Origin of the sequence: Kushneria indalinina DSM 14324 (genome assembly GCF_003385845.1) — a bacterium.
In the GTDB taxonomy this organism is placed as follows: Bacteria; Pseudomonadota; Gammaproteobacteria; order Pseudomonadales; family Halomonadaceae; genus Kushneria; species Kushneria indalinina.
In genome coordinates this window covers 446,190-457,678 of record NZ_QRDJ01000007.1, presented here as the reverse complement: position 1 = coordinate 457,678, position 11,489 = coordinate 446,190, and the positions used below count along the sequence as shown (strand labels likewise).

General features: G+C 62.8%; 10 protein-coding genes. 2 read left to right on the top strand and 8 right to left on the bottom strand.

Going from position 1 to position 11,489, the window contains the following annotated elements; genetic code table 11:
* Nucleotides 1–17: 17 nt before the first annotated feature.
* Entirely contained in the window at nt 18–1,106 is a 1,089-nt protein-coding gene (locus C8D72_RS08795) for an acyltransferase family protein (protein ID WP_115854035.1), read from the top strand.
* A gap of 56 nt (nt 1,107–1,162) precedes the next feature.
* Here the strand turns inward: C8D72_RS08795 and C8D72_RS08790 are convergent, their stop codons facing one another.
* Genes C8D72_RS08790 through C8D72_RS08775 form a run of 4 tightly spaced genes read right to left on the bottom strand, consistent with a single transcriptional unit; the run spans nt 1,163 to nt 5,030 of the window.
* Complete coding sequence (locus tag C8D72_RS08790) at nt 1,163–1,951, bottom strand: HpcH/HpaI aldolase family protein (RefSeq protein WP_115854034.1); 789 nt, start codon at nt 1,949–1,951, stop codon at nt 1,163–1,165.
* Nucleotides 1,951–3,474: a tripartite tricarboxylate transporter permease gene (locus C8D72_RS08785; RefSeq protein WP_115854033.1), complete on the bottom strand. Its 1,524-nt coding sequence runs from the start codon at nt 3,472–3,474 to the stop codon at nt 1,951–1,953. The genes C8D72_RS08790 and C8D72_RS08785 overlap by 1 nt, the downstream gene beginning before the upstream one ends.
* Nucleotides 3,475–3,480: 6 nt before the next feature.
* A complete protein-coding gene (locus tag C8D72_RS08780; RefSeq protein WP_115854032.1) occupies nt 3,481–3,984 on the bottom strand; it encodes a tripartite tricarboxylate transporter TctB family protein in 504 nt (167 codons plus the stop codon).
* Nucleotides 3,985–4,034: 50 nt separating this feature from the next.
* Nucleotides 4,035–5,030: a tripartite tricarboxylate transporter substrate binding protein gene (locus C8D72_RS08775; protein ID WP_245955205.1), complete on the bottom strand. Its 996-nt coding sequence runs from the start codon at nt 5,028–5,030 to the stop codon at nt 4,035–4,037.
* Between the two features lie 212 nt (nt 5,031–5,242).
* Between C8D72_RS08775 and C8D72_RS08770 the strand changes: the two genes are divergently transcribed.
* Entirely contained in the window at nt 5,243–6,280 is a 1,038-nt protein-coding gene (locus C8D72_RS08770) for a LacI family DNA-binding transcriptional regulator (protein ID WP_115854030.1), read from the top strand.
* 8 nt (nt 6,281–6,288) lie between these two features.
* Here the strand turns inward: C8D72_RS08770 and C8D72_RS08765 are convergent, their stop codons facing one another.
* The 4 genes from C8D72_RS08765 to C8D72_RS08750 all read right to left on the bottom strand — a co-directional run bounded on the left by C8D72_RS08765 (nt 6,289) and on the right by C8D72_RS08750 (nt 11,478).
* Nucleotides 6,289–6,954, bottom strand: a complete 666-nt coding sequence (locus tag C8D72_RS08765) for a carotenoid biosynthesis protein (protein ID WP_170140552.1) — start codon at nt 6,952–6,954, stop codon at nt 6,289–6,291.
* Entirely contained in the window at nt 6,954–8,540 is a 1,587-nt protein-coding gene (gene crtD / locus C8D72_RS08760) for a 1-hydroxycarotenoid 3,4-desaturase CrtD (protein ID WP_170140551.1), read from the bottom strand. Before crtD ends, C8D72_RS08765 begins: the two co-directional genes overlap by 1 nt.
* A 203-nt stretch (nt 8,541–8,743) precedes the next feature.
* Nucleotides 8,744–10,123 (bottom strand): sugar porter family MFS transporter, encoded by a 1,380-nt coding sequence (locus C8D72_RS08755; protein WP_115854029.1) that lies wholly within the window; start codon nt 10,121–10,123, stop codon nt 8,744–8,746.
* On the bottom strand, nt 10,120–11,478 hold the full coding sequence (locus C8D72_RS08750) for a sulfatase family protein (RefSeq protein ID WP_115854028.1): 1,359 nt from the start codon (nt 11,476–11,478) through the stop codon (nt 10,120–10,122). Before C8D72_RS08750 ends, C8D72_RS08755 begins: the two co-directional genes overlap by 4 nt.
* Nucleotides 11,479–11,489 lie beyond the last annotated feature (11 nt).

Genomic DNA, 11,489 nt, shown 5'->3' with positions numbered 1-11,489 from the left:
TAAAACGAGGAGTCTGCATGCCCAGTACACGTCGGATCGACTGGATCGATGCCGCCAAGGGCGTCTGTATCCTTGCCGTGGTGCTGTATCACTTCAATCAGATCGTGTTTCAGCAGATCGATTTTGGTCAGACAGCCATTCCTGCGCTCTGGAATCTGCTCGTCACGGCGCTCAAGCCGCTGCGCATGCCGCTTTTCTTTCTCATCTCGGGATTTCTGGCCAGCCGCTCGGTGACCGGACGCGGCTGGAAGGAGGTTCGCACCAGCCGCGTGGCCAGTCTCCTGTGGATCTATGTCCTGTGGGTGGGGGTGTACTGGCTGTTTACCGAGAGCGTCATCCATCCACTGGATGTCGAGGTCGTGGCCACCGGCGCGCATCCGGAAACCCTCGGGGGCATGGCCATGCAGCTGATCAGCGCTGATACCGGGCTCTGGTATCTCTACGCGCTGGTGCTCTATTTCGTGACCTGCAAGCTGTTACAGCCGCTCAAACAGCCGGCCATTTTGAGCATTGGGCTGGGCGTGGTACTGCATCTGGCCTCGAGCCTGTGGCTGCCGCCTGGCTGGTGGAATATTGCCTCGCTGCTGGATTATTTCTTCTTTTTTGCCCTGGGATGCCATCTACAGCCCTTCCTGGCCCGCCACTACGTGCAGTGCAATATCAGGCGATTGCTGGTGACCGGGGCATTGACCGGGATGGCGCTGGGCGTGACCTGGAAGCTGAGTGCGATGGAGGCGCCGGGGGTGAAGCTGATACTCGCGCTCCTGATGGTCTCGACCACCATCGATTTTTTTGCCCTGCTGACCGAGCGCTTCAGGATGGTGCTGCTGTGTGACATCGGCCAGCGCACCCTGCCGATCTACGTCATTCACAAGCTGTTGATCTTCGCGCTGGTGATGGTCATGCCCGAGACGCTTTACGTGGAAGGCACGCTTGGAAACGGCGTGCTGGCCGTCACACCGCTGGTCATGACGGTACTGATCGGCGCGCTGTGCCTGCTGGCCTACCGGGCACTGAACCATGGCCCCGGACGCGTGCTCTTTACCATGCCCGACCTCTTGCGCCGCGCCGCCTATCGCACCGGGCTGTTACAGCCGAGCGCCTGAGGCTCCAGGGCGAGCGGTGCCCTGGGCGCTCGCCCATGAAGGCTCGTGGACGTTTTCTAACTCAGGTCAAAATCCTCGGACAGTTCACGCCAGCGAGTGGCCTCGCTGCGCAGGGCATTGGCCATGATGGCGATGTCGTTGGGGCCTGCCACAAAGCGGTATCCAGCGTTGGATAGTGTATCGATGCCTCGAGTCGGTGCCGTGATGGTGCCCATCCAGCAGCCGCTGGCCGTAATCCGCTCTTCCAGAGCCTGTATGGTCTGACGAACGTCGGCGTCCTCCAGCTGTTCCAGGCGGCCCATGGAACCTGCCAGATCGTTGGGGCCGATAAACAGCATGTCGATGCCTTCAACTGCCGCGATGGCTTCGATTTCTTCACGGGCATCAATGTGTTCGATCTGTACGATCAGCAAAAGGTTGTCATTGGCGACGCGGGCGTAATCGCTTACAGCCCCAAAGCGTGAGGCGCGCACGATGGGCGCGGCATAGCCGCGATTTCCCTGTGGCGGATAGCGGCAGGCATCCACGATGGCGCGGGCCTGCGAAGCGGAACTGATCATGGGGACCATGATCGAGCGCACCCCCATGTCCAGTATCTTTTTCAGATAGGCCGGATCCTCGGCAGGAATACGTAAAACCACGTCACCACCGGCGGCCTCAACGGCGCGCAGTAGATGCGCCGTGTGTTCAAGACTGGCAATGCCGTGTTCATTATCGACCAGAATGGTTTTCCAGCCAGCATGTACGGCCAGCTCGGCAATCTCGGGGCTGGCGCTTTCAAGCCATAGCGCGCTGACAGTGCGGCCCTGTTCCAGGGCTTGGCGGGTCGGGTTGAAGGAAGTCATCAAGGCTCTCGCTTGGGTGTATTGAGGGAGAGGGCACGCTGTCGCTTATAGCCCTCGTAAAGTGCTCGACCGAGCAGGAAAATCCAGACCATCAGAGTGAGAGCACCCAGTGCTGCCGCCCAGGGGCGCTCAAAAAAGGCGAACAGGTTGCCCTGCGATTTGATCATCGAGGTCATGAAGTTTTCTTCGACAATACCGCCCAGCACGATGCCGAGAATGGCAGGTGCCAGTGGAAACCCGGTGGCTTCCATGGCATAGCCCAGAATGCCCAGCACCAGAACGATCCAGACGGCAACGACCGAATTGGTAATGGCGTAGGCGCCTACCAGCGAGAAGAGCAGCACGATGGGCATCAGTACGCGGCGTGGGATGCGAACGATTTTGCTTGAAAGCACGATGACCGCGATGCCGATCGGGATCATCAGCAGGTTGGTCAGCGCAAAGGCGCCATACAGGGTCTGAACGATCTCCGGATTATCGGTAAAGATACGCGGTCCCGGTGACAGCCCATTGAGCAGCAGGATGCCGATGGCGATGGCCGTCACGCTATCTCCCGGGATACCGAATACCAGTGCCGGTGTCCATGCACCACCGATGGCGGCATTGTTGGCCGAACCGCCATCGACAATACCTTCGATATGTCCCTTGCCATAGCGGTCGGGGTGGCGCGAAAAGCGCCTTGAAAAGGCGTAGCAGATCCAGGCCGCAATATCGGCACCGGCACCCGGCAGGGCGCCGATCAGGGTGCCCGCAACACTTGAGCGTGCCACGTTGCTACGATAGCGCGCCAAAGTGGCGAAGGCCTCTCTGAAAGCCCTGGAAAGAGTCTCACGTATCTCGATAGGAGGTGGCTGATGCTTGCCGGTACTAACTGCGCGCAGAATCTCACTAAGCGCAAAAAGGCCGATAATGGCCGGGATAAAGCTGACGCCATCAAAGAGTTCATACCAGCCGAAAGTGAACCGGGGATGGCCCACCGCAACATCGATGCCGATCGAGGCGATAAACAGACCGATAAACAGGCTGGCAAAGCTCTTGATCACCGAGGCATTGCTGGTCATGACCGCACAGCTCAACCCAAGAGTGGCCAGCCAGAACACCTCATAGCTTGAAAAACCAATGGCGACCCGAGCCAGCTGAGGGGCGATCAGAGCCAGAAGAACGACACTGACAAGGCCTCCGATCGAGGCGGCCAGTAGCGAGACCAGCAGGGTCGAGCGCGATTTTCCCGTACTCGACAGCCGGTAGGCGTCCTCAACGTAGGCAGCAGAGGCCGGTGTTCCGGGAATGCGCAGCAAGGCGCCGGGAATATCGCCGGCGAAGATGGCCGTGGTTGTAGTGGCCACGATGGCACTGATGGCCATCAAGGGGTCCATGAAGTAGGTAAAGGGCACCAGCAGGGCCACCGCCATGGTGGCCGTAAGGCCCGGCATGGCACCGACAAGGGTGCCGTAAAGCGTGCAGAGCACCAGCAGGGTCAGCGATTGTGGTGAAAAGAGGCGAAAAAGCGTATCGAGTTCCATGCGGATTCACCAGGCCAGCGGTGTCAGGACGCCCCAGGGAAGCGGGACATTCATCAACGAATAAAACAGCAGATGTACCCCGAACGTCAGAGGCACCGACAGACACAGCGCACGTAACGCATTCAGTCCAAAAAGCAGGGCCGTGGCGGTAATGGCAAGCAGCGAGGTGAGGTGAAAACCCAACGGATCAAGGGCCAGGCCAAACCCGGCAACGATCAGAATCAGGGCCATGAGCCGCAGGCTGGCCCGGCGGATTCCCGACGGTCGCTGGCTCAAGCGATCGTCACGATTACTGTTAGCGTTTCCCGCTTCGGCCGCTCGTTGTCGTGTCAGCAGAGTCGAAATCAGTAACAAAACGCCGCAGATCATGAGCCCACCGGCGGCAATCGAGGGGAACAGGTCAGGTCCATAGGGCAGGCCGGCCATGCTCGGAAAGGTCGAGGCGCGCCAGAATATCAACGCACCAGACAGCATCAGCAAAAGCCCGGACCACAGATCAGTGCGTGCCATTGTCCTGCCCTCCTGTCTGCCCCTGTCGTTCATGCCTTCGATAGTGGCCACTACCGAGCCAGGCCAATGGCGTTGATTACTTCGCCCAGCTGCTGATCGGTTTCTCGAAACAGCTCGGCCGTCTGCTCGGGACCCTCAAACACCACTTCGCTGCCGCGGCTGGCCTTGAATTCGGCCCAGGCATCGCTGCTGGTAATCTTCTCGATGGCCCGGGCGTAAGAGCAGGTCATCTCTTCCGGCAGGTTCCCGGGACCGCTTATGGTCATGAAGGCACTTTGCGTCCAGCCGCTATCGAGCACATCAGCGGTAAGCGGCACATCGGGCAGGCTCGAGTTGGGCGTGTCGCTCATGTAGGCCAGTGCCTTGAGTTCATCCTGTTCGACCAGATGCTGTGCTTCCGACAGCGACGGTGTGGCAACATCGACACCGCCCGCCATCAGTTCCTGCATTGCCGGTGATGCCCCCTGGCTGGGTACCCAGCGAATGGCATCGGGGGGCAGACCTTCGGCCTGTAACATGCCGGCCAGCGCCAGATGCCATATGCCGCCCTGGGCGGTGCCCGATGCGGTCAACTCGCCGGGATTTTCCCTGGCTTCCTCCAGAAGGGCTTCCAGAGAGTCCCAGCGGGCATCCTCCTTCACCACGACACTGGCAGGGTTTTGATCGACCAGCGCGATCGGCGTGGCGTCCTGCCAGGTCAGGGGTGTCAGCCCCAGATGATGCATGGTGGACAGTTCGATGGTGGCGGCCCCGATGGTATAACCATCCGGCCGTGCCCGAGCCAGCGCGGTATGGCCGACCACGCCGTTGCCGCCGGTGCGATTGACCACGTTGAAGGGCACATCCATCTCCTGCTCCAGCAGGCTGGCCAGCCGCCGGGCATTGGCATCGGTGCCACCGCCGGTTCCCCAGGGCACGATAAACGTGACGGCGCGTTCAGGCGTCCACTCGCAGGCCGCCTCACTGGCCTGTGCCATATTGGTGGCCGTGAAAGTGCCCAGTGTGACGGCAGTCATCAGAGCCATTCTGGAGAGTGCATGAGCCATATCGATGCTCCTGTGGTCGAACAGGAAAGAAGCGCGGCAAGCAAGCCACTGCGTTGAGATCTGATATGATTAAACGCAATTCAATCGATTGAACCAATCCGACCATGGTCTTTGATGACAAGGTCGAAGATGCGCGCAAACTACCGGGCCTTAATCAGGGCAGGTATCTATTGCGAGGCAATAATGTTCCCACTGTTCACAGGAAACCGGGCATGACACGGCGCCCCACACTCAAGCACATCGCCGAACGCGTCGGTGTCACGGCATCGACCGTCTCGCTGGCCCTTCGCGATGATGCGCGAATCTCGACGACGATGCGTGAGCGCGTCCGGCAGGTGGCTCTTGAAGTGGGCTATATCTACAACCGTCACGCGGCAGGGCTGCGACGAGGGGACAGCGGTACGGTGGCGCTGTGTCTCAATGATCTGGGGAACCCGTTTTTCACCGAATTCATTGCGGCCATGGAGCAGCGCTTTCGTGATCAGGAGCGCATGATGCTGTTTTGTCATGCCCAGGAGTCGCTGACAGTTCAGGCAGATTTCATGCGTCGCATGGCCGAGCATGGCGCGTCAGGGCTGATTCTGATTCCGGCTGCCGGCACGACCGGGGAGGATCTTCCCGGTGCAGAGGCCTCTCATCTGCGTCATTTACCGCTGGTGCTGCTGTCCAGGGACATCGACGGTGTCGAGGTGGATCGCGTCATCAATGATGATGCTCGGGGCATGGCGATGGTGGTCGAGCACCTGCTATCGCTGGGGCACCGGCGTATTGCTTGGCTGGGGGGGGGCAACAAGACCTCGACGGCGCGTGATCGCGAGCAGGCCTTCAGGACTATGTTAACCCGGGCCGGCTATCCGCCGGATCAGAACGGCATATGCCATGGTCCTACCACGATGGCGTTTGGCCACCAGGGGCTCGAAGCACTCATGGCACAGCCCCGGCCACCGACGGCCGTGGTCTGTTTTTCGGATTTGATCGCTTTTGGCGCAGTGGCGGCCTGTCACGGGCTGGGACTGCGTCCGGGCGTGGATATTTCAATTGCCGGTTTTGATGACATGAACGCCGCGGCCTATACCACGCCGCCTCTGACCAGCGTTCGGGTAAGAACCGATCTGATGGGCGCGCGAGCCAGCGAGATGCTGCTGGCGCGCATTCGCGGCGATCAGGAGGCACCACGCAGGGAAATGATGACGCCGGAACTGGTGGTGCGTGAAACCACCGGCCCCGTTTCCTCCCGGGATCGAGACTGATTCGTCACTCAAACCCCCAGCAGATTCAGCGCGGCAAAAAAGCCCGTCATCAACAGCGCCACGGCGATCGCGACCGGGTTGTGCACGCGCGCAAACAGGTAGTGAAACAATATCGAGATCGGCAGCGAAACAATGAACCAGCCGAGGTAGTTGCTCAGCGGTACCAGGGTGTCGCCCCAGGCCCACATGTCGTGCTGGATGGCGACCGGCTCGATCAGCATGTCGAGCGCTACCATCAGGGCGGCACCGATCATGCCCTTGAGCGGTCGTGACAGCCCGGGCAGCACGCGCTGGACCACCACGTTGAGACAATACAGCAGCAGCGCCCAGTTCACGCCGATGATCAGGGGCGTGTGCCACAGCGTCGGCCCCAGCACGTGGCCGTAGGCGTAATCGCCGAACAAGAGCCCCGTCGAGGTGCCGATCGCCTCGGCGACAAAGCCCACCACGTAGCATAGCGCCACATAGCCCCACAGCCGCGGGCGCGGCCCCGGATGAAAGGCCAGCACCAGCGCCAGTGATGCCAACAGCGTCAGCGGCGTCAGGCGGATGAACTGATCATGCACCGGCAGCGCAATGCCCACGACACCGGCCAGATAGATCAGGCTCAGCAGAATGATCACCGGCGTCGGGCGCAGGCGGCGCTCGTGGGTGGCAGGGGCAGGTGAGGTCATCAGGCATCGTCCTTTTGTGAAGACAGGGCGTTGTGCGAAGAAGGGGCGTGCGTCGGCCACGGCTCGCGACGGGCCATGACGTCGGTCATGATTCTGGCCGACAGCAGACATAGCGGCAGGCCGCCGCCGGGATGGACGCTGCCGCCGCAGAAATAGAGCCCGTCGATGTGACGGCTGTAGTTAGGGTGGCGCATGAACGCCGCCATGCGATCGTTCGAGCTGGTGCCGTAGAGCGCGCCCAGATGCGACAGGGTGCGCGCCTCGATGGTGGTGGGGTCAAACACGCACTCCTCGACGATCGCCTCGCGCAGCCCGGCTGGGCTGCCCTCACTGCCCAGCATCCGCTCAAGCTTGTCGATGACGCGTTCACGGGTGCGCTCGATCAGCGTCGGCCAGTCCTGCTCGGGCGTGGCGAAGGGCGCGTTGATCATCACGAACCAGTTTTCACCGCCTTCCGGTGCCGCGCTCGGGTCATAGCGCGAGGAGATGCTGACGTAGATGGTCGGGTCATCACACAGCGTGCCGGCCTCCAGCGCCTCGAACTCACCGGCGTAGTCGTCGCTGAAAAAGATGTTATGCACATCCAGTTCCGGGAAGGATCTATCCACACCCCAGTAGAAGATCAGCGCCGAGGTCGATTTCTCCCGGGCCAGCACCCGCGTGGGCGCCGGGGCGTCGGGCAGCAGCCGCTGATGGGTGAAAAACACATCCATGTTGCTGACCACGCGATCCAGCAGCACTTCCCGCTCATCCTGCAGGCGCAGCCCCACCGCGCGCGGCCGGCGCCCATCGCGGTGGGTGAGAATCTCTGCCACCGCGGTGTTGAAGTGAAAGATCACGCCCACCCGCTCGGCCAGATCGAACAGCGCCCGGCCGATTGCCGGCATGCCGCCCTCGGGCACGAAGGCGCCGGCGCCGTGCTCGAAGTGGGCGATCATGGATAAAAGCCCTGGCGCGCGGTAGGGGTTGGAGCCGTTATAGGTCGCAAAGCGATCAAAGAGCTGGACCAGATGCGGCTCTTTCAGATCGCGCTGGTGCACCTGATGCAGGGTACGAGTGAGATCCAGCCGATGCAGCCGGGTCAGGGCGTGGCCCACCTCCGGCGTCAGCCAGGTGTCTGATGAGTGCAGCGACTTTTCCAGAAAGGTGTGCCCGGTGAGGCGGTATTTCTCCTCGCCGTGGGCCAGCGTTTTCAGCACCCGCTGTGCCGGCACGCCGAGCACCTGTTCGACTTCATGGGCAAAGGCCTGCGGGTCGGCGCGGGCATCCAGCCGGGTGCCGTCTTCCCAGGCGTAGCGGCACACGGTGTCCAGCCGCTGATAGCGAAAGTGCTCCGATGGCATCTCACCGGCCAGCGCAAACAGCTCGTCGATGTATTCCGGCATGGTCAGAAGGGACGGGCCGATGCCGAAGCGGTACTCGCCCAGCACCAGCTCACCCAGCTTGCCGCCCGCCGTGGCACCGGCCTCGAACACCTCGACGTGATTGCCCTGAAGGCGCAGGCGGATGGCCGCCGCCATTCCTGCGATGCCGGCGCCGATGACGGCGATGCGCGGCGCGGTGTTGGAGGCGTGGGAACGGGTCATGGCGTCAGCCTCCCGAGCGGGATTTGAGGCCGGTGGCGTTGGGAGATAGGTGAAACATCATGGGCCATGCGTGAGTGCTCTGCCGGGCGTTGAAAGGCTGAGCGTGAGTATAGCCCCTGTGCGGGGGCGGCCCTGTAGACGGATTTAAGCGGGGTGGGCGTGCCACACCCCGCTGCGCATTCTGCTGCCTTGCGGCGACTGACTCAGGAGGCACGCTGCTGGATATCCTCCAGGCTGCGCCCACTGCCGGTTTCAGGCAGATAGAACATGACAAACAGCCAGGCCACGACCCCGACGCCGGCGAAGATGAAAAAGCTCAGCGCGGCGCTGTAATCCAGCAGCGAGGGGAAGGCCTGCCCGACGATAAAGTTGGCCAGCCAGTTGAGGACCAGAATCAGCCCGGCGGCCGTGCCGCGAATCGAGGAGGGAAAAAGCTCCGAGATGACGACCCGCACGCACACGCCCCAGGAGAGCGCAAAGGCGGCGAAGAAGATCATCATGCCGATCAGATTGATCCAGGCGCTCGACATCGAGGGCTCCGGGCGCATGGCAGCATGGGTTCCCAGAAAGGCCATGGTCAGCAGCATGACCAAGGCGCCCAGGCCCATCAGGCGCTTGCGGGAGAACCGGTCCATGATCAGCACGCCAATGATCGTGAAGGCCACGTTGACCACCCCGATGCCCAGATTGGCAGTGACCGCCGCCGCATCGCCAAAGCCGGCGCGGGAGAGCGTCGTTGGCGCGTAGTAGATGATCGAATTGACGCCGATGAACTGTACCAGAATGGCCACGGCGGCGGCCGCCAGTGAGGCAGAGCGCAGTCGGGGCGAGAGCATCTGTTTGAGCACCGAGCTCTTGGCCGGCCCGCCGATCTCACCGGCACGGTGAGCGCTGACCAGCTCATCAAGTTCGGCATCGACCTCGCGGGGCGTGCGCCCCAGCATTCCGAGCGCCTTGCGGGCGGCCTCAATACGATCGTGCATCACCAGCCAGCGCGGGGTCTCGGGCATGAAGATCAGCCCGATGAGCAGCGCCAGTGCCGGAATGGCCGACAGACCGATCATCCAGCGCCAGGCATGGAAGGGCTGCAGGGCGTAGCCCACCAGATAGGCCAGCAGGATGCCCGAGACCACCATCAGCTGTCCCATGGCCCCCACGCGGCCCCGCAGATGTGTCGGTGCCACCTCGACCAGGTAGACAGAGACCACGACCGCCGAGGCGCCCACACCCAGGCCCATGATCATGCGCGCCACGATCAGCGATACCACCCCGGGGGCCAGCGCGGCGGCCACCCCGCTGACGGCAAAGATCACGCCGGTCAGTATCAGCGCCGGCTTGCGCCCCAGACGGTCGGCAAGCCAGCCGGCCACGCCGACACCGATGGTGGCGCCGAACAGAATGGAGCTGACCACCAGGCCCCGGGTCATCGGGTCCAGCGCGAAATCCTGTTCGATCGAGAGCAATGCCACGCCGATAATGCCCAGGTCATAGCCGAACAAAAGCTCGGCCAGCGCGCCCAGGCCAAAGATCACCAGCGGCGATCGCGCCGTGGCGGAATCGCTCACACTTGTCGAGGCCGTCATGATGACACTCCTGATATGGAGGTGGTGGCGTGTGTCGCCAGCGGGGGCAGGGCGTCCGTGGCGCGGCTACGGTGTTTCGGCGGCTGTATCGGCCCCTCGAGCAGCGGGTCCCGGGTGGTGGTCATCCACTCATCGAGTGCCTCCAGAAGCCGGATCTGAACCTCCTGATATTCCGGCTGATCGAAGACGTTATTGAGCTCGTGCGGATCGACGCGACGGTCATAGAGCTCGGTCATGTCGCGCTCTTCGAGGTGGGCATCGCCCATGCCCTGGCGGGTGGGGCTGTGCTCCAGGTCCAGCGACAGCGCGAGCTTCGGCCCGGGCGTGAAGTTGCGAATCAGGGCAAAGTCGCGTGTGCGCACGGCCCGCTTGGGGTCGTAGTTGTCGTGATAGGTCTTCTCGGTGAAGATCACCCGATCGTCTGCCGCCGGGGGCTCGGCCGCGGCGAGCAGCGGCACCAGCGAGCGCCCCTCCAGCGCCGGGTTGATCGGGCCGCCGGCCACCTCGAGCAGAGTGGGCAGGATATCGACATGGCTTGCGATGTTATCGACCCGGGCCGGCGCCTCGCCCCAGGCAGTGGGCGGACGAACCAGCAGGCTGACCCCGGTGCCGGCGTCATACAGGGTGCTCTTGGCGCGCGGGAAGGCCGTGCCGTGGTCGGTAGTGAACATGATCAGCGTATGGGTCGGATCGAGGGTGCTGTCCAGCGCCTCGAACAGACGCCCCATGGCCTCATCGAGCTGGCGGATCGAGCCGTGGAAGGCGGCAATGTCGCGCCGCGTCTCGGGCGTGTCCGGCAAAAAGGCCGGCACCTCGACCTCGGCCGGATCGGCCGGAGTGTAATCGCTCTCCGGCCACGGCCGATGCACCTCCCACACGCCGATGGCGGCAAACAGCGGGGCGCGCGCCTCACGCGGCGGCTGCGCAGACAGCCAGCCATGGGCGGCATCGACTACCTGATGGGCGCGGGGTAGAAAGCCGGCGCCGGCCACCTCGTCATAGCCCAGCACATCCGGGTCGACGTGCTCGTGCTGCAGCCCGATAAGGGTGGAGCGATAGCCCAGCTCGTGCAGATGCTCGGGGGCCGTCAGCACATTTTCGCGATAGCGCCAGGCATCGTGTGCCAGCCCCTGAACGCCGTTCTGGTGCGGTGACAGGCCGGTAAACAGCGCGCCCCGGGCCGGCGAGCACAGCGGGGCGGCAGCGTGGGCGTTATCAAAGACCGTGGCGTTACCGGCGAAGCGTTCAAGGTTGGGGCTCGGCACGGAGGGCATGCCGTAGCAGGAGAGCCAGCGGCCCAGGTCGTGGCAGTGAATCAGGACAATATCCGGCCGTGTGCCGTCAGGCTGTGTCATGGGGGGTCTCC

What these genes read in the sequence shown, in the direction of transcription:
- C8D72_RS08795 (WP_115854035.1), top strand. Translation starts at nt 18, where the DNA reads ATGCCCAGTACACGTCGGATCGACTGGATCGATGCCGCCAAGGGCGTC.
- C8D72_RS08790 (WP_115854034.1), bottom strand. Translation starts at nt 1,951, where the DNA reads ATGACTTCCTTCAACCCGACCCGCCAAGCCCTGGAACAGGGCCGCACT.
- C8D72_RS08785 (WP_115854033.1), bottom strand. Translation starts at nt 3,474, where the DNA reads ATGGAACTCGATACGCTTTTTCGCCTCTTTTCACCACAATCGCTGACC.
- C8D72_RS08780 (WP_115854032.1), bottom strand. Translation starts at nt 3,984, where the DNA reads ATGGCACGCACTGATCTGTGGTCCGGGCTTTTGCTGATGCTGTCTGGT.
- C8D72_RS08775 (WP_245955205.1), bottom strand. Translation starts at nt 5,030, where the DNA reads ATGGCTCATGCACTCTCCAGAATGGCTCTGATGACTGCCGTCACACTG.
- C8D72_RS08770 (WP_115854030.1), top strand. Translation starts at nt 5,243, where the DNA reads ATGACACGGCGCCCCACACTCAAGCACATCGCCGAACGCGTCGGTGTC.
- C8D72_RS08765 (WP_170140552.1), bottom strand. Translation starts at nt 6,954, where the DNA reads ATGACCTCACCTGCCCCTGCCACCCACGAGCGCCGCCTGCGCCCGACG.
- crtD (WP_170140551.1), bottom strand. Translation starts at nt 8,540, where the DNA reads ATGACCCGTTCCCACGCCTCCAACACCGCGCCGCGCATCGCCGTCATC.
- C8D72_RS08755 (WP_115854029.1), bottom strand. Translation starts at nt 10,123, where the DNA reads ATGACGGCCTCGACAAGTGTGAGCGATTCCGCCACGGCGCGATCGCCG.
- C8D72_RS08750 (WP_115854028.1), bottom strand. Translation starts at nt 11,478, where the DNA reads ATGACACAGCCTGACGGCACACGGCCGGATATTGTCCTGATTCACTGC.